Origin of the sequence: Hominifimenecus sp. rT4P-3 (assembly GCF_051055405.1) — a bacterium.
In the GTDB taxonomy this organism is placed as follows: Bacteria; Bacillota; Clostridia; order Lachnospirales; family Lachnospiraceae; genus Pseudolachnospira.
The window spans coordinates 2574639-2592663 of sequence record NZ_CP167068.1 but is presented as its reverse complement, the minus strand read 5'-3'; the positions used below and the strand labels follow the sequence as shown (position 1 = coordinate 2592663).

The 18025-nt window shown below is 49.2% G+C and carries 18 protein-coding genes; all 18 read left to right on the top strand.

Features of this window, described 5'->3' with window-relative positions; all coding sequences use genetic code 11:
- The first annotated feature begins 196 nt into the window (after positions 1 to 196).
- The 18 genes from ACCC71_RS11925 (at position 197) to ACCC71_RS11840 (ending at position 18014) form a co-directional block, all read left to right on the top strand.
- Complete coding sequence (locus tag ACCC71_RS11925; protein WP_434309847.1) at positions 197 to 736, top strand: nitroreductase family protein; 540 nt, start codon at positions 197 to 199, stop codon at positions 734 to 736.
- 20 nt (positions 737 to 756) lie between these two features.
- Positions 757 to 2001, top strand: coding sequence for a 5-bromo-4-chloroindolyl phosphate hydrolysis family protein (locus tag ACCC71_RS11920; RefSeq protein ID WP_434309846.1), 1245 nt, complete (start codon positions 757 to 759; stop codon positions 1999 to 2001).
- A complete protein-coding gene (locus ACCC71_RS11915) occupies positions 1998 to 3131 on the top strand; it encodes a toxic anion resistance protein (protein WP_434309845.1) in 1134 nt (377 codons plus the stop codon). The genes ACCC71_RS11920 and ACCC71_RS11915 overlap by 4 nt, the downstream gene beginning before the upstream one ends.
- A gap of 44 nt (positions 3132 to 3175) precedes the next feature.
- Positions 3176 to 4126, top strand: a complete 951-nt coding sequence (locus tag ACCC71_RS11910; RefSeq protein WP_434309844.1) for a transglutaminase-like domain-containing protein — start codon at positions 3176 to 3178, stop codon at positions 4124 to 4126.
- Between the two features lie 16 nt (positions 4127 to 4142).
- Positions 4143 to 5189, top strand: coding sequence for a type II secretion system F family protein (locus ACCC71_RS11905; protein ID WP_434309843.1), 1047 nt, complete (start codon positions 4143 to 4145; stop codon positions 5187 to 5189).
- A 9-nt stretch (positions 5190 to 5198) separates the two neighbouring features.
- Positions 5199 to 5519 (top strand): hypothetical protein, encoded by a 321-nt coding sequence (locus tag ACCC71_RS11900; RefSeq protein WP_434309842.1) that lies wholly within the window; start codon positions 5199 to 5201, stop codon positions 5517 to 5519.
- A gap of 6 nt (positions 5520 to 5525) precedes the next feature.
- Positions 5526 to 5999 (top strand): DUF4860 domain-containing protein, encoded by a 474-nt coding sequence (locus ACCC71_RS11895; protein WP_434309841.1) that lies wholly within the window; start codon positions 5526 to 5528, stop codon positions 5997 to 5999.
- The gene (locus ACCC71_RS11890; RefSeq protein ID WP_434309840.1) at positions 5996 to 6436 is read left to right on the top strand and encodes a hypothetical protein; all 441 of its coding nucleotides are present in this window, start codon (positions 5996 to 5998) and stop codon (positions 6434 to 6436) included. Before ACCC71_RS11895 ends, ACCC71_RS11890 begins: the two co-directional genes overlap by 4 nt.
- Positions 6433 to 6834: a hypothetical protein gene (locus ACCC71_RS11885; RefSeq protein ID WP_434309839.1), complete on the top strand. Its 402-nt coding sequence runs from the start codon at positions 6433 to 6435 to the stop codon at positions 6832 to 6834. The genes ACCC71_RS11890 and ACCC71_RS11885 overlap by 4 nt, the downstream gene beginning before the upstream one ends.
- Positions 6835 to 6845: 11 nt before the next feature.
- The gene (locus ACCC71_RS11880) at positions 6846 to 7907 is read left to right on the top strand and encodes a type IV pilus twitching motility protein PilT (RefSeq protein ID WP_434309838.1); all 1062 of its coding nucleotides are present in this window, start codon (positions 6846 to 6848) and stop codon (positions 7905 to 7907) included.
- Positions 7908 to 8067: 160 nt separating this feature from the next.
- Positions 8068 to 8502, top strand: coding sequence for a hypothetical protein (locus ACCC71_RS11875; protein WP_434309837.1), 435 nt, complete (start codon positions 8068 to 8070; stop codon positions 8500 to 8502).
- Between the two features lie 108 nt (positions 8503 to 8610).
- Positions 8611 to 9204, top strand: a complete 594-nt coding sequence (gene lepB / locus ACCC71_RS11870) for a signal peptidase I (protein ID WP_434309836.1) — start codon at positions 8611 to 8613, stop codon at positions 9202 to 9204.
- A gap of 36 nt (positions 9205 to 9240) precedes the next feature.
- Entirely contained in the window at positions 9241 to 13149 is a 3909-nt protein-coding gene (locus ACCC71_RS11865) for a SpaA isopeptide-forming pilin-related protein (protein ID WP_434309835.1), read from the top strand.
- 82 nt (positions 13150 to 13231) lie between these two features.
- Positions 13232 to 14629 (top strand): SpaH/EbpB family LPXTG-anchored major pilin, encoded by a 1398-nt coding sequence (locus ACCC71_RS11860; protein ID WP_434309834.1) that lies wholly within the window; start codon positions 13232 to 13234, stop codon positions 14627 to 14629.
- Positions 14630 to 14776: 147 nt separating this feature from the next.
- Complete coding sequence (locus ACCC71_RS11855) at positions 14777 to 15703, top strand: class C sortase (protein WP_434309833.1); 927 nt, start codon at positions 14777 to 14779, stop codon at positions 15701 to 15703.
- Between the two features lie 19 nt (positions 15704 to 15722).
- On the top strand, positions 15723 to 16769 hold the full coding sequence (locus tag ACCC71_RS11850; protein WP_434309832.1) for a hypothetical protein: 1047 nt from the start codon (positions 15723 to 15725) through the stop codon (positions 16767 to 16769).
- Between the two features lie 13 nt (positions 16770 to 16782).
- Positions 16783 to 17307 (top strand): hypothetical protein, encoded by a 525-nt coding sequence (locus ACCC71_RS11845; protein ID WP_434309831.1) that lies wholly within the window; start codon positions 16783 to 16785, stop codon positions 17305 to 17307.
- On the top strand, positions 17304 to 18014 hold the full coding sequence (locus ACCC71_RS11840) for a hypothetical protein (RefSeq protein WP_434309830.1): 711 nt from the start codon (positions 17304 to 17306) through the stop codon (positions 18012 to 18014). The genes ACCC71_RS11845 and ACCC71_RS11840 overlap by 4 nt, the downstream gene beginning before the upstream one ends.
- Positions 18015 to 18025 lie beyond the last annotated feature (11 nt).

Sequence of the window (18025 nt, the reverse complement as noted above, 5' to 3'; positions counted from 1 at the left end):
CCGGAATCCTAGAAGTACTCGCTCCGAAACCCTACAAAATATATCGACTTCTTTTCAACTGAGTCCCCTTGAATCCAGAACCCTGGCGAATAAAAAACACTCCGCTTGGATTTAGATGTAGAAAAATTGACCATTGTGAGGTATAATAAAAATATTCTGTCAAACGCTTGGAAAAGCAAAGGGGGAAGAGCAGTTTATGGATATTTTTGAAAAGAGAAGAAGTATTCGAAAATATACGGATCAGCCGGTAACCGATGAAATTTTGCATCAGCTGATCGAGGCGGCGCGTACCGCTCCGTCGGGACATCATACCCAGCCTTGGCGTTTCATTGCCGTTCGCTCGGAAGAAATGAAAAAAAGAATCGTTCAGGCGGATCACAATCAAGAATGGATGATGAGCGCGCCGTTGTTTTTGGTTTGCGTGGCGGACGGATACGTGCGTTTGAAGGACGAAACGATCGAGCTGAATGAGGAAACGCCCTATAAGGAACAGAAATTGGTGATTCGAGATACTGCGGTCGCCATCGAACATATCGTATTAAAAGCAGCGGAATTGGGGCTGGGGACCTGTTGGACCGGTTATTTTACTCAAAAAGAGATGAAAGAGATTCTTGAAATTCCGAAGGACAAGCATGTGGTGGCTGTCCTGACAGTCGGCTATCCGGCGGAGGAACCAAAGCCGAAGGAAAGAAAAGCGATAGAAGAGATTTTGATGTATGAGCGCTGGGGAAAATAAGAAAAATGCCAGGAGGCAATATGCAGGATTATGATTGGAAATCGTTGGGGAAGGATATCCGCGATATTGTGCAGGATGCCGTGGACACCAAAGATTTCCGGACTTTAAATCAGACTCTTCGGGGAGTGATGGAGCGGACGGCGGAGATGGTCGGCGACGGCCTTCGAAGCGCCGGCGCCGCTGTGGAACAAAATATGGGGCAACGGAGGGAAAAGGATACGGCCAATGCAGACGGAAAGAAAGGCTGCCGAAGGCCCTGCCATGTTCCGGAATCTTCTTCCAAAATATTTGCGAGTACCTACGGCTGTCGGGCCGGCGGAATGACCATGAAAATTACGGGGATCCTTTTCGGGACCATCAGCGGCATTGCCATTTTGGTGCTGCTGCTCATTGCGCTTGCCGGCGGATCATTTCCCTTTGGCCTGCGGCTGCCGGTCTATCTTTTATCGTTCTGCTTTCTGGGATGTACCGTCCTGGCAGGCAAGGGGAGTTCCATGCGAAGGATGGCGGCGCGGTTTGCCTCGTATATTCGTTGTCTCAGGGGACGGACCTATTGTCCGCTGGAAGAACTGGCCGTTTCTGTGGACAGACCTCTTCGTTTTGTCCGCAAAGATCTGAAAAAGATGTTTCATAAGCGTTGGTTTTTGCAGGGGCATTTGGACCGTCAGGAAACCTGTTTGATGGTAGAGGAAGCGACCTATCAGCAATACCTTGCGGCAATCAAGCAGCAAGAGCTGAGAGAACGTCAGCAGCCGAAAAAGACGGATGAGAAATCAGAGCAAAAAGATTCCCTGCCCGCTGAGGTCCGGGAGACCATTGAGGAAGGGAGAACGTACCTGGCGGAGATTGGCCGCTGCAATCGTGCGATTTCCGGGGAAGCTATCTCAGCAAAGATTTCCCGCATGGAGATGCTGGTGGGACGGATTTTAGCGAGGGTAGAGAAAAATCCGGAGGATGTGGGCGATATCCGCAAGTTGATGGAATATTACCTGCCCACGACAGTAAAACTTTTAAAAGCCTATGAAGAACTGACAAGTCAGCCGGTGCAGGGAGAAAATATCGTAAATTCTAAAAAAGAAATTGAAGGTACGTTGGATACGTTAAATCTCGCATTTGAGAAACTTCTGGATAGTCTGTTTCAGGATACCGCCTGGGATGTGTCCACCGATATTACCGTGTTAAAGACCATGTTGGCCCAAGAGGGACTGACGGAAGAAGGCGTGCTTCGCGCTGCAGCGTCGAAGGAGAAAGGAGAAAACGGATGAGTGACAGCAAAATGTTTGAGGAACTGGGAACAGCGCCGGTATTGACGCTGGATCCTTTTGCAAAGGAAGAGGCGTCGGTGGCTCCGGTGAAAGAGCAGCAGTGGGACGACAGCATTTTAAGTCCGGAAGAGCAGCATATGGTAGAAGAGTTTTCCAGACAAATTAATTTGAGCGATTCCACGACGATTCTTCAATACGGCGTGGGCGCGCAGAAGAAAATGGCCGATTTTACGGAAAACGCTTTGGAAAATGCCAGAACCAAAGACCTCGGCGAAGTCGGGGAACTTTTAACGGACGTAGTGGGAGAACTGAAAGGGTTTGACGAAGAGGAGGAGAAGGGATTTTTTGGCCTCTTCAAAAAAACATCCAATAAATTGACTACGTTAAAAGCGCGTTACGCGAAAGCAGAGACCAATGTCAATCAGATTTGCCGGGCTCTAGAGTCCCATCAAGTCCAGCTCTTAAAAGATATTGCTGTTTTGGATAAGATGTATGAGGTAAACCTGACTTATTTTAAAGAACTGACCATGTACATCCTGGCGGGAAAGAAAAAGTTGGCGGAAGTTCGGGATACGGAGCTCAAGGAATTGATCGCAAAGGCAGATCAGAGCGGACAGCCGGAGGACGCGCAGGCGGCAAGGGATCTGGACGCCCAATGCCTTCGCTTTGAAAAAAAATTACATGATTTGGAATTGACCAGGATGATCTGTCTGCAGACTGCCCCGCAGATTCGGCTGATTCAAGGAAACGATACATTAATGACGGAGAAAATTCAGTCTACCTTGGTCAACACGATTCCTCTTTGGAAGAGCCAGATGGTGCTGGCTTTGGGCGTTTCCCATTCGGCGCAGGCTGCGGAGGCGCAGAAAACCGTAACGGATATGACCAATCAGCTGCTGCGGAAAAATGCGGAGACGTTAAAGATGGCTACGGTGGAAGCCGCCAAAGAATCCGAACGCGGGGTGGTGGAGATTGAGACCTTAAAGGCGACCAACGAGTCTTTGATTTCTACCTTGGATGAAGTCCTTCGAATTCAGCAGGAGGGACGGCAAAAACGGCAGGAAGCGGAGACGGAGATGAGACGGCTGGAAGGCGAATTGAAAGAGAAACTGCTGGAGATTCGAAAGTAAAAAGCGTCTGGTTACAATAAAATTTATGGTAGGGGAGAGGCAGCATGACGAATCGGTGCCGGATCATCAGCATATTCCTTGTGCTGTTGATGTTGAGTGGCTGCGGCGAGCCTGCGGAACCGACGAAGAACTTGACATCGGCCCCGGAGAAGGAACTGACATCGGCTCCAGAGGGAAACGCAGCGGAGCCTTACGTTCCTCCGGATATCTCACCGGCGGTATTTCATCGGGAGCAAGCAGTGGGCAAGGGAGACGCTCTCATTGATGTGTCCGCCGTAAGCGAGGGGTATGTGGCTGTGTCAGCCAAGTCGGATTCCCACCTGAAGTTCCAGGTGGTTCAAGGGGAAAGCATATATAACTATGATCTGCCAAACGACGGGACGGAAACCATATTTAGCCTGCAAAGCGGCGACGGGCTTTATCGGTTCCGTGTGATGGAAAATGTCATGGATACAAAATATGCGGAGTTGTTTGCCACGGAAGCGGAAGTGACGCTTCGCGATGAATTTCAGCCCTTTATTCGGACGAACCAGTATGCAGATTATCGGGCGGACTCGGATTGTGTGGTAAAAGCAAAGGAACTGGCCGCAGGAGCGTCCACGCCGGTGGAGGCAGCGCAGAATATATTTGCCTATATTTGTGAGAGCGTTACGTATGACCATGAAAAGGCGATAAACGTGGAGAGCGGATATATTCCCTCGCCGGATCAAACCATGGCGGAGGGAAAGGGAATCTGTTTTGATTATGCTTCTTTGGCGGCAAGTATGCTCCGGAGCCAGGGGATCCCGACCAAGATCATTTTTGGCTATGTGGCGCCGGGAGATTTGTATCACGCGTGGAATATGTTTTATACGGAAGAAACCGGTTGGATTACCGTAGAGTACCAGGTGAGGGGCGGAGAATGGAACCGGATTGACTGCACGTTTGCGGCCAATGGGGCGGATCCCACGACCACGGGAGACGGAACCAGCTATACGGACGTATACGTATATTAAAAGGCGGTGGCGGAATATGAATAAAAAGAAAATAAGCGCTCTAGGCATCAGTGCATTTTGCGAGAGCATGACCATGATGCTCCGGGCAGGCATACAGACGGACGAGGCCATTTCGCTGCTGCTGGAGGACCGGGAGGCAGGCGGTGTTCTGGCGGAAGCATTACAAAAAGCCCATGAAAAGATGGAGAGTGGAGAAAGCCTATCGGCAGCTCTGGCGCAGACCGACGCATTTCCGGAATATTTTGTACAAATGATAAGGCTGGGTGAGCAAAATGGCCAGCAGGAAGAGGTGTTTCGGCATCTTTCCATCTACTATACCGAGCAGCATACGATCTCCCAAAAGTTAAAGGGGTTGGTCCGCTATCCGACCGTGATGCTGATTATCATTGTAGCGGTGCTGGCGGTGATGTTAACGCAGGTTTTGCCGGTCTTCTCGGATGTGTATACCAGCATGGCCGGCGGCATCGCAAATTCCTCCTATCGCTACATCCGGTTGGCTTATATTTTGTGCGATGTGGCTTTGGGGGTCATGTTAGCGCTGGCCGTTCTATCGATCGTGTGTCAGCTGCTGTGGAAAACAGCCGGAGGCAGAAGATGGGAAAAGCGCATCTTAGAAAAGCTTTTTGTGACGGCGGGTATGATGCAGTGCATGGGCTTGTACCGTTTCTTTGTATCTTTGCAGATTTTGCTGTCCGCCGGGGCGTCTCAGGATGAGGCGGTGGAAGAAAGCGTCCAGGTGGTGGACTGTGCTGCCGTTGAAGCAAGACTTCGGGATTGTCTTTCCCGTATGGAAGAAGGAGAAGGGATTGCTCAGGCGGCTTACCAGGTCCGGCTTTTGGAGCCGGTCTATGGCCGGATGCTGCTGGCAGGCTCTAGGAGCGGAAACTTGGACGGCGTTGTAGAGCGGCTAAGCAGCCTTTTGCAGGAGAATCTGATACAGAGGGTGGAGCAGTTGGTATCCGTTTTGGATCCCGTATTGTCCGGTACGATGATGGTCACCGTGGGCTTTTCCCTTCTTAGTGTGATGCTGCCTCTGATCGGCATGATGAACTCCATTGGATGAGGTGACAGGATGTATTTCGATAGAAAAAGGCGTAAAATCGGATGGCTTTTACTGGTATCTGTGGCCTTGATACTGGGGTTTGCGGCAGGATTCCTTTTTTATGGCAAGCCAGCGCGGCAAGTGCAGGCGGAGGCTGCCCGTGCCATCGGCGAAACCATCCGGGAGCGGGCGAGACAGTGCTTCGCCGTAGAGGGAGTCTATCCGGAAAGTCTGGAATATTTGATGGAAAACTATGGCCTTCGCATCAACACAGCGGATTACTACGTGGTGTATGAGGCATTTGCGGATAATTTGCCCCCCAATGTTCGGGTGGCTAAAAAGGAAGGGTAGGGATATATGAAGAAGCGTCGCTTGGACATGACTACCTTTTATACCCTGGGAATTTATGGACTGCTATTGACCGGCTGCCTGCTGCTGGTTCTGCTTGGAGCCAGAACCTATGGGCGAACGGTGGAAAGCCAGCGGGAAAACGACAATCAGCGGGCGATTTTGTCTTATCTGTCCACCAGCATTCGAAACCATGACCATGAAAATGCTGTGGCTATCGAACAGGGACCGGAAGGCGACATGTTGGTGATGACGGACGAGGCGAACGAAAAGAGCTATGTCACGCGGATTTACCTGTCCGAAGGAGAGCTGATAGAGGAATTCTCACGGGCGGAAGCGGATTTCGGTCAAGGGGAAAAGCAGAGTATTGGACGCTGCCGTATCCTGGAGATGGAATGGGTAGGAGACCGGAGTCTTCAGCTGCGCCTGGATGAAGGAAGTGTTCTGGTGTCTCTTCGGAGCGAGATGGGAGGCAGCCAATGAGGAAGCCAACACGTACGGCGTTTTATCTGGAAACCTTGTTGCTGGTAGGCGCGCTGGTAGCGGTAGCGTTAATTTTGGTCCAATGTTTTGGAAAAGCGGAGCAGGCCAGAGCGCAAGCGAAAGAGTTGACGGAGGCGGTGCATCTGGCACGAAACGCCGCGGAAGCTGCCGCCGGAGCAAAAAGTCTGGAAGAACTGGAAAAAATATTATGGAAAGAACCCGACGGCCAATCACTTGACGGGGCTCTCGTCATCTTCTATAATGAAAAAGGGGAGATCGATCCGGAGGGGGAACTTTCCCTGCGAATCGATTGGGATAAGATTCCAGCGCCTGAAGCAGGGCTTGTTACCTATCGGATTACGGTGGAAAATACCCAGGATTCGCGAGAAATTTATCGTTTGGAGACCTCCGTATATTTAGGGAGGAAAACGCCATGAGACGAAAACCGACAAAGCTTGGCGTTTTAGCGCTAATGTTGTTGATCATCACCATTAGCCTGGCGACTTTAGGCGTTTTGACCATGTCTACCGCTCAGGCGGACCTACGATTGGCGGAACGCTATGGGCAGATGAGCAGGCAGCAATATCAGCGGGAACAGGCGGGCCAGATCTTTTTAGAAGAAGTTCAGGAAGCGTTAGAAAGCGGAGGGGATATCGCCGGACTGGAAGGCGTGACCCAAAACGGCGATATCTATGAAAAAACTTTTACCGCAGGAAATGCAGTCCTGCGCGTGGGGCTAAGAACAAACGGCCATGGAGGCTATGAAATTGTTTCTTGGGAGACGGAACCTCAGTGGTCTCCTACGGGACCGGAAAACAAGCTGTGGGGTGGCTAGGAGGCTTTACTATGACAATTCAGGAAATTATTCAAAAAGCGGTTGAAAAAAACGCGTCGGACATCTTTTTAGTAGCCGGCCTGCCACTGACATTAAAATGTGACGGCGTTCAGAGACGCGATGAATCAGACCGGCTTATGCCGGCGGATACCCAAAGGCTGATCGAAGAAATTTACACAATGAGCGGACGGGACTTTGGGCAGTGCTTAGCGGCAGGGCGAGACGATGATTTTTCTTTCTCCATGTCCCAATGGGGCCGCTTTCGTGTCAATGTGTTTCATCAGCGGGGAAGCCTTGCGGCGGTGATTCGGGTCATTCGGTTTGGATTGCCGGATCCGGCGCAATTGGGGATTCCCGAGGAAGTGCTGTCTCTGGCGGACAATCGAAATGGGTTAGTGTTGATTACCGGCGCGGCTGGGATGGGGAAATCGACCACGCTGGCCTGTATCATTGACCGAATCAATCAGAGCAGGGATGGTCATATCATCACAATGGAAGACCCGATCGAATATGTTCACCGTCATGGGAAATCCATTGTATCTCAACGGGAGATTCCTTTGGATTCCCCGGATTATCTTACCGCATTGCGGTCGGCTCTGCGGGAGAGCCCAGATGTGATATTATTAGGTGAGATGCGAGACTATGCCACGGTTTCTGCAGCTATGACGGCAGCGGAGACCGGCGTATTGATCCTCAGCACGCTGCATACAGTCAGCGCGGCCAATACGATTAACCGGATTTTGGATGTGTTCCCGGCAAGTCAGCAACAGCAGGTGAAGATCCAATTGGCGCAGACGCTCCGTGGGATTGTGTGTCAGCAGCTGCTGCCTGGAAAAGATGGGAGGCGGATCCCGGCATTTGAAATTATGAAGGTGAACCCTGCGATTCAAAATATGATTCGGGACGACAAGCTGCATCAGTTAGATTCCGCGATTCAGGCCGGTGGAGCGATGGGAATGTGTACCATGGATCAGAGCTTACTGCGACTCTATCAGCAAGGCGTTATCAACAAAGAAGTGGTGCTTTCTAGCTGCATCCACTATGAAGCTGTGTCGAAACGATTAGGCGGATGAGAAAACAGAGGCATTTTTCGTATGAATTGACAAGAAAAGGTTAATGTGATAGCCTTTTTTCCCTATTCCTTTGACGCTTTCTTTGACGGCGCATCTATTATAATAGAGATTAGAAGGGGGAGAGGGAACCGAGAAACCGAAAAAGAAACGAGGGTCGGGCATGACGGAAAAAGAATTCCGAAAACTTAGCAGGCAAGATTTACTGCAATTATTGCTAACGCAGGGGAAAGAAGCCGTACAGCTGGGAGGCCAGTTGGCGGAAAAAGAAGAAGTGTTAACCCAGTCCCAGGCTAGCAATGACCGACTAAAAGCAAAGTTAGACGAAAAGGACGCGCAAATCAATAAGCTGAAAGAGCGTTTAGACGAAAAGGACGCGCAGATTAATAAGCTGAAAGAGCGCTTAGACGAAAAGGATGCACAAATCAATAAGCTGAAAGGCCGTCTGGATGAAAAGGATGTTAAGATTCATAATTTGAAAGCCAATATCCAGGAATTTCGAGAGAAACGGCAGTTGGAAGTGGAAGAGATCGTTGCGGCGCTGAAGCTGGATGATCTGTTTGAGCGAATACAGCAAGCATCAAAACGGCGTCTATAGAACGTTGGAGAGGAATCACCTGTAGAAAAACAGCCACCAAAGAGCGAGGATATTTTTACAGAGGAGGAATGAACCCCAACGTAAAGCATCGTCATAGAGGAAGCAATTATGAGCGAGAACAAACGCGGAAACATTTCGGAATCCCCCAGTATAGAACTGCTTGAGGAAGAACTTCGGCGAGAGCAATATAAACATCGATATAGCCGCGTATTGCGGAGCACATGTTATTCTTTGCTGGTGGTGGCTGCCGCTGCGGTGCTGTTGGTGGTTCTGGTTCTGCCGGTATTGCAGATTAACGGTACGTCCATGGCGGAGACCTTGCAGGACGGTGATATCGTGGTAGCTGTGAATGGCTCCCACTATGACACGGGCGATGTGGTTGCGTTTTATTATAACAATAATATCCTGGTGAAGCGGGTCATTGCGTCGGCAGGAGATTGGGTGGATATTGATGAAAAAGGCAATGTGTCTGTAAACGGCCAGTTGTTGGAAGAACCTTATCTTTCAGAGAAAGCATTAGGTGAATGCAATATTACTTTACCATATCAGGTGCCGGATGGCCGGTGCTTTGTGATGGGAGATCATCGAGCAACAAGCATTGACAGCCGGAACACGGCCCTTGGCTGTGTGAGTGAGGAAATGGTGCTTGGAAGGATTGTATTTCGAGTTTGGCCTTTGTCGGAGTTTGGATTTCTTCGATAGAGGGTTTACATATTTTAAGAAAGGAACGAACGGGCTATGGAATCTTCGATTTGGAAACAAGCTGCGAAATTCCTACGCGAAAAGAAAATATACCGACGGTGGCTGGTGGTATTTTTGTGCCTGGCAGTGATCGTAACGGCGGGAACGATAACGGTTCTCAAATATACCGGTCAGGCAATGACCTATAAGCAAAAAGTACTAAAGTGCGCTTATCAGGTACATGAGCATAACGCGGACTGTTATGATTCGGAACAGAAGCTGATTTGCGGTTTGGCAGATTATGTCGTTCATGTCCATAATGATGATTGCTATCACGCGGGAGGAAAACTGGTCTGCACTCTTCCTGAGGTGGAGGAGCATAAGCATGATGGAACCTGTTATACGGAGGCACTGGGTGACTTACAGTGCACGCTGCCGGAACACCTGCATGAAGAGGAGTGTTACGGTGAGGATGGTCAGCTTACTTGCGAAATAGAAGAGCATAAGCATACAGGAGACTGTTATAACAAGAATACGGTGCTTTCCTGCGGCAAGTTGGAAAACCACACCCACAGCGAGACCACCTGCTATGACAAAGAGGGAAAGCTGCTTTGCCCAGAAATTGTGTTGGAAGAGCATGTACATGGAGAAGAGTGTTTTGAGATCGTAGAGATGACAGCGGAAGAGATCGCGGCGATGAACGCGCCTTCCCAGACAGCGGACGCTGCGGAAACGTCTTCCGGGCAGAATGCAGGCAATACGATTTATAAGGCGCCTGCCCGGCCAAACGCATTGGCGGAGGGAGCAGGCGCGTGGATTGAGTATTGGGTAGTGTATGATAATCATGAGGAGCTCTTTAAAGAAGAATTTTATCCGGCTACTGCTGAGGATGAATACACGATCCAGCTGACGAAAGAGAAACCGACGCGAGATGGATATTCCTTTTTAGGGTGGTCGACCGATCCGAGCGGCGTCAAGGGGATTTACAAGCCGGGAGCGGAATTTACCATTTATGGATGGGGATCCTATTTTTACAATCAAATCCTGTATGCGGTATGGGGAGACGCTGCGATGACCTCCATTTGGCTGCATACAGGCGACGACGAGCCGATTACGGTAGATGTGGAAGAAGATGCAGTCTTTTCGGAAGCTTTGGATCAGGCATGGCTTTCTGACAGCGTACCCGCTTTGGAGTGTAAGTGGTATGCGGATGAAGGATGTACGCAGGAGGTGGATTTAACCGCGGCTTCTGCGAAGCAGTACACGCATCTTTATACCAAGAGTTATACGTTGACGCTGAATCTGACGCAGGGAAAGGATTTGACAGCCAGAATCCGCGTGTATGAGGGAAGGACGCCTCAGAAGCGGGATTTCGTGGTAAACGGCGTAGATTACTATCCTTATCAGTATACCATTGACGGGGAAGAGACGGAGCTGAATCTGGATGATCTTCTGTCGGGATCCTTTATCATGGAAAAGGATATTTCAGCTACGAGCGATGATTCGCTTCAGGTATCCCTTATCTATAATATCAATCTTCAGATTGAAGATAAGCAAAGGTTAAAACACTGCGTGGAACCGACGGTTCAGGGGGAAAGCACTTATATAGACACCATTGCGTCCAGTGAACTGGGTGATTATGAGTGGCTGCGGCCGACAGTGGAAAGTTATATGACCACAACTAATCAGTCGGATGGAGCGCTTTATGAATTTAAGGGATGGAAGCGGAGCGAAGACAGGAACAGTCTTTCGGAAGAGGAATTGAGAACAATTATTGCTTCGTTAACCCCGGGGGAAAATTTGACGTTATACGGAGTGTGGGAGCGGGTAGACGATGCTCATACCGTTAGCTTTTTCCTTTATATGAACTTAAAGACCATTAATGACAACGCGGATACGGATCGTACCATAGAGACTAAGACAGAGTATTATACGAACCTTGTGGCGGCAAAGAAGTTATTGACAGATACGAACAGCTGGACCGTAGTTGGAACAAAGACGTACAGTGGTATTTTAGAAAGTGATAAAATCATCCGCGGAATGGTGGAGGGAAATACAGATAATAGAACGGGCGTTATATTGGATTCGATTCCGGATGATGAGACGGTGCTTGCTGCGGTGCGCGAGCAGCTCCGGGGAACAGACGGGAAGGCAGAACTGATTACCAATGGCGGCGGCGCCCGTGTACAGTTTAAGGATATGGAAGGAAACGATATCCCAGCGGAAGATATTACTACGAATAACTTTTCTATCCAGTGGTACGTCTTTAAAAAACAAGCTACTTGGCATATTGACGGCATTTTGGTTCCGAAAAAGGGTTATTTAAATATAAGAAAGAATTTCTATGGTGACGAAAAGGCTATTTCAACAGTTACAAATCAGAAAGGTAATTCTGCCTACGCTATTTTGGTGAGGGACAACAATGGTAATCTGTTGAAGACATTGAGACTAACAGACCCGGAGGTAAAGAAAGAGGGGAATACCTACACATGGACCCTAGAGCTGCCTCAGTATGTGACATATACGATTGAGGAAATAAACTATGGTTTGAAAAAGAGCGGGGACATAGCGATTCTGCCAGAGTATATGATCAGCGGTTCCAGTGGGAACGACAGCGGATGGGCCATCTATCAGAATCCGATTTCCGTTATGGTGGAGGCCTATTCGGAAGATACAACAGTGGACGCTTATCAAACGGTAAGCTTGCAAAACAGCTATATTCCGACCAACAGTATCGCGATCCATAAAGTGGATGAGTTCGGGCATGCGATTGGAGACGTTGAATTTACCCTGCAAAAACAGGATGAAAACGGCGTATATCAAGAACAGGAGATTTACCAAGACCAGGATGGAAGATTGTATCTTGCCCAGGTCGATGGTACCGAGGCGGCCGGTTCAAAAATCCGAGTAGACAGCCAGGGCGATCTCTTGTTATATGGACTTGACAGCACACGCGCCGATGGAAATTATCAGCTTGTGGAGACGCAGCGGGAAGGCTATTCCGCTGTGACAATTCCTTTTGAAGTCTGGGACGGCGGCAAAGTAAGCTTAAGAAGCGAAGCCAATGACGCTGTGTTGGAAAGCATTGGAAAAGGCGCGTATTCCCTTCGCATTATTAACCACTCTGATCCTGTTGCGGTTACCGTGACGAAGGAATGGGGAGAAGGGCGGAAACTTCCGGTTAAGATACAGCTGTATCGGAATGGTACAGAGGTCGGTCAGGCAGCAACTCTTTCGGATGAGAACGCGTGGACCTATACTTGGAATAACCTTCCCAAGTATGTTGGCGGTGAACCGGTAACGTATACAGTCCGCGAAAACTGGATTGGGGATGTCGCCTATTCCCCGTCGGCAGATTCTACAGACGGTTATGCGGGCTATGTCGTGGTGACAAGCGAGCCGAGCTATTGGAAAGACGGTCGTACCGTGAGTACGATAACGGAAGCAGATCAAGTTGCCTTTACCATTGCAAACCGGGTGGATACTGGAGAGCTTCTGATCAATAAAAAAGATCAGTATGGAAATCTATTGACAGGCGCAAAGTTTGCTCTTTATGAAATCTTGGCCGTAACGGATGAAAACGGAAAAGCCGTTCTAGATGAAGATGGCATCCAGAAGACGCGGGTAGGGGATACAGTGGTGAAAGAAGCTGTCTCCGTGAACGGTCAGGTGAATTTTGGTCAGGTTCAGGCGGGAACCTATCAGTTGGTGGAGACCGAAGCGCCTCCTGGTTATCAGCTTAGTAAGAAGATATATACCGTTACGGTGACTTCTTCGGGATATACATTGACGGATGAAGAGGGAAAACCTGTTTCTACAATTATCAACGAGGCTAATATTGTACCTCTTCCCGAATCCGGCGGGGCTGGAACTACTATTTACACACTCGGCGGCATCGCAGTTCTTGCGATGGGCCTGATGTATGGATGCGGATTAAGGAGAAGACGTGAAAGGAGGGAAGATTAAACCTCCTGCGACGGACTTAGCGTCAAATTTGCAATCCGAATAGGATAACAATTATGAAAAATTTGAAAAGGAGAATGAGTTTATGAAAGTAATGAAGCGTTTTTTGGCTGTGGCTCTGGCAATGATGATGTGTCTGGGCCTGACGACGGTGGCGATGGCCGCGGATATCACGGTGGAGAATGCTGCGAAAGGTGAGACCTATACCGCGTACAAAGTTTTTGACGCAACAAAGAGCGATGGCGGAAGCTACGCATACCAAATGGCTGCGGACAGCGTTTGGAAAAGCGTTGTGGAAGGCTATCAGGTTGGCGGCACCAATGTGTTTACACTGACGCCCAGTAAGAGCGACGCTAATGTTTTGGTTGTGGAATCTACTTTGACCGAGGCGCAGGCAGAGGATTTCGCCGCGTATTTGGTACAAAATAAGCCTGCCAGTGCGGAAGCAAAAGTTTCCGGCGAGGTTGGCGAGGATAAAGTTGCGACAATCGATGTGGGAGAGGACGACGGATATTATCTGGTGACTTCTTCTCTGGGTACGATCGCTATTCTGGATACGGCTGTAGGCGGTGGAACCATGAGAGAAAAGAATCCCCTTCCGAACATTGACAAGAGCGTCGACGCTGCGGATCTTGCAAACGGTGTCGGAGGAGTACTGGAATATACGGTTACAATTGAAGCGGAAACCGGTGCGAAGGGTTACGCTGTACATGATCAGATGAGCAAAGGCTTGACCTTTAACAACGATGTTGTGGTTACTTTAGCTAAATACGATGCCGCGACACAGACATACGGAGAGGCAGCCACTGTCGCCGCCTCGAATTATACAGTCAGCACAGAGGATATCACAGATGATTGTACCTTTGAAGTGACCTTTGATCAGGCATTTTTGGACGGCCTGAAAAATAAGGATAGAGTTGTCGTTACTTATTCTGCTACGATCAACGCAGAAGCAGTGGAGCTGAACACGGTTACCAATACCGCTCAGCTGAAATATGGAAATAATAGCTGGAGCGATAGCAAGAACAACCCGGAGACGGAGCTTTCTCAGATCACGGTAAATAAAGTTGACGGTTTAGGCGCAGCGCTTGCTGGAGCGAAATTTAAACTGTACGGTTCTGAGAACGGCGCCGATGAGATTCTCTTGGTATACGATGAGACGAATGCCTGTTATCGTCCTGCCCTTGAGGGTGAAACCGCTGCGGAAGTGGTAGCTGGTACCGCTGTTATTAAGGGACTGACAAAAGGCAGCTATTATCTGGAAGAGACCGAAGCGCCCGATGGATATAATATGCTGACGGCGCGTGAAGACGCAAGCACCACGGACGGTGACGCTGCGGTGACCGTGACGAACCAACAGGGTCAGGAACTGCCTTCCACCGGTGGTATCGGTACGACGATCTTCTATGTAGTCGGTGGTCTGCTGGTAGTCGGCGCGGGCGTTCTGCTTATCACAAAGAAACGTATGGCTCATCATGACTAATTGACAATATATTTGGGAACGGGATCACCCGTTCCCAATATGCCGCACAGGCTGACACCTTCCCGTGGTGTGCGGCGAGCAACAGAGATTTTTTCTGGCCGACGTCAGCAGATATCCGCCCGGAAATTATAAAAGCGGAGGGAACCTATGAAACAGGATTCCGAAAAGAAAGAAAAACAACCAAAGAAGAAACGTTCCTGGATTTCTACGGTGATTTTAGTGCTGATCCTGCTACTGGGAATTGGCATCATGGCTTATCCCACTGTCAGCGATTGGTGGAACTCCATGCATATGACGCGGGCGATCGCGAATTATGTGGAGACGGTAGAATCGATGACCCCAGAGGAAAAAGAGGCTATGCTGGAAGCGGCCAGGGCCTATAATCGAAAGCTGCCTCTGGGAACCCATTTTTCTCTGACCGATGCGGAACTGGAAGAATACGAATCTTTGCTGGATTTAACGGGAAACGGTATTATGGGATATGTTCAGATTCCATCGATCAGTGTGAATCTGCCTATATACCATACGGTAGAGGAACGAGTGCTTCAGATCGCTGTGGGACATATTCCAGGTTCTTCCCTTCCGGTAGGGGGCCTTCCCAGCCATGCGGTGATGACCGGTCACAGAGGACTGCCCAGCGCCAGGCTGTTTACGGATTTGGATAAATTGACCGAGGGCGATATTTTTACCATTACCGTGCTGGATGAAGTGTTCACTTATATGGTGGACCAAATTCGTATCGTGGAACCGGAGGAAACCGACGAGCTTGGAATCGTGGACGGTATGGATTATTGCACGTTGGTGACCTGCACGCCATACGGCGTTAATTCTCATCGGATGTTGATTCGGGGATTTCGGATTGATAATATTGTTGAGGCGGCTCCCATTCAGGCGGATGCGGTAAAATTGCCGGTCTATCTTGTGGTGCCGGCCATCGCGATTCCCATGCTATTCGTTTTACTGTTTGTTTTGCTGCTGTTTTATCGCAGGAAACCGAAGCATATTACGTTGGAGGATGTCCATACATTGAGTCAAACTCAAACGGATGGAACAGAAGAATCTAAGAAAGAATAAAGGAGGAGAAGGCATAAAGATGCGAAAAAAAAGCTCCCTGACAGCCCTTGTTATGGCGGTCAGTATCCTTTTATCATTATCTCTATGGGTGACAAAGCCAGTTCAGGCAGTCGATTTGGATAAAACTTGTACTTTGACCGTTGAGCCTGGGACGATCGAGGATTTAAAAAATGCCAGCGTGGTGATTGATCTTTATAAGATAGCGGATGCAAAACCAGATCCTACCTATGATACTTACAGCTATGAAGCGACGGGATTCTATCAATCCCTACAGAATGGGCTGGAAGAGCAGATGGATAACGACGCCTGGAGAAAACTGGCTGTTGCAGCGGCCCAGATTGCTCTGGATACGGATACACCGGCGGCTACAACCAAGGCGGGCGAACCGGTGGGAGAGCTGGAATGCGGCCTATATCTGATGCTGGCCAGAGGCGAAAAAATGAAAAAAGACGAGTACACCAGTAAAAATGAGGAAGATGAATTGGTGACTCTGGCCTGTTCTCCAGACTATGTATATCGCTTTTTTCCGGAACTGGTATCTTTACCCAGTACCAGTGACCTGACGGGAGTGCCAGGGCAGGTGATCAAAACCAGCGACGGCGAGTGGCTTTATGAAATTTCAGCTACTTTGAAGCCATCCCAGGACGTTCGGTTTGGGTCTTTGGAAATTGTAAAAAATTTGACCGATTATCAGTCGGCAGATCCGGCGGTTTTTGTATTTCAGGTAGATGCTTACCGGGATGAAAATAAGACGGATGTGGTCTACAGCGATGTGGTTTCCGTTCATTTTACCGCTGCGGGCGAGCAGAGAATTTTGTTGGAGAAACGGATTCCGGTAGGGGCCTATGTGGAAGTGACGGAGGTTTATTCTGGTACGGCCTACACCGTCAGCGACTCGGAGCCCCAGACAGCGGTGATCGATGCGGTAGACACCATGAGTGTTCATTTTACGAACGTTCTTACCGGAGGCGGAAACCGCGGCGGCGGAGTGATCAATCAGTTTAGCTATGATCCTGCAGGAGAAGGTTCATGGAATTGGGAACCGTGGTACTCGGAACAGCAATAAGGAGGCGGATGACATGAAGAAACGAAACATATATCTTGCTGCCCTATGCTTGCTGCTGGTTTTGTCCGCTTCGATGGAAAGCTCGTTGGCATACTTTACTACCAATGCGGCGGCCCAGGGAGGGTATTCATTGGAATTGGGAAAGACCACGATCCATGAAGATCCGGTGGTTGACTGGACCAAGCGCATTACTGTCACCAATACCAGCGGAGAGGCGGCTTTGCCGGTTTATATTCGAATTAAAGCCTTTGCCGGCAGCAAATATACGCTTTTATACAGTGATTCAGAGGGCAAATGGTCTCCCGGTGCGGAAGGGTATTATTATTACCGCGACATTGTTGGGGGCGGTGAAAGCACGGATGTATTGAATATTAAGATTGAGGGTGTTCCTAGGTCGGAGGAGATCACAGAGGCTGAGAGCTTCAATGTCGCGGTGATCTATGAGAGTACGCCTGTTTTGTATGATGCGGCCGGCGTCCCCTATGCGGACTGGAACGTTAAGCTGAATTCCGGCAATGTGGAAGGAGGCGCTGAATGATGAAGAAGTTTCGGAAATTTCTTGCGTCGCCGCAGGTAACTGTAGGAGCTTTTATATTGGCTGTGGGACTGCTGTTGTTTTCGTCTATCGGCGGCACGCGGGCGGCTCTTGCTTATTATTCGGAGAATTATGTTTCCCGTGTACAGATGCATAATATTGGCGTAAATCTGCTGGAAAATGGAACTCCTGTATCCGGCGCTTTGTTAGCGGAAATGCTGGGCGAAGATAAAAATCTAAAGCCTGGCAAAGAATATGCCGAGAATTTGTGTGTTCAAAATAGTGGTGAAATCAATGAGTACGTCCGTGTGAGTATTTATAAATACTGGCAGAAAGATGGAGAAAAAATAACATCTTTGTCTCCGGATTTGATTCAATTAAATCTGGTAAATGTAGGAGCCGCCTGGTTGGAAGATGAGGAGGCAAAGACGCCGGAGCGTACCGTGTTGTATTACAGCAAAGTCCTGGAGGCTGGAGAAACCTCAGCCTTATTTGCAGATAAATTGACGATTGATGGGGCGATTGCTACTAAGGTAAAACAAACGGCGGATGAAAACGGGACGATTACCACCGTGTATGAATATGACGGAGTGGAGTTTTGCGTGGAAGCTAAAGTAGATGCTGTCCAGGAGCATAATGGCGAGGCCGCGATCAAGAGCGCATGGGGGCGTGAAGTATCGGTGTCGGGCGGAAGCCTGAGCTTAAAGTAAGGAGGAGGAGA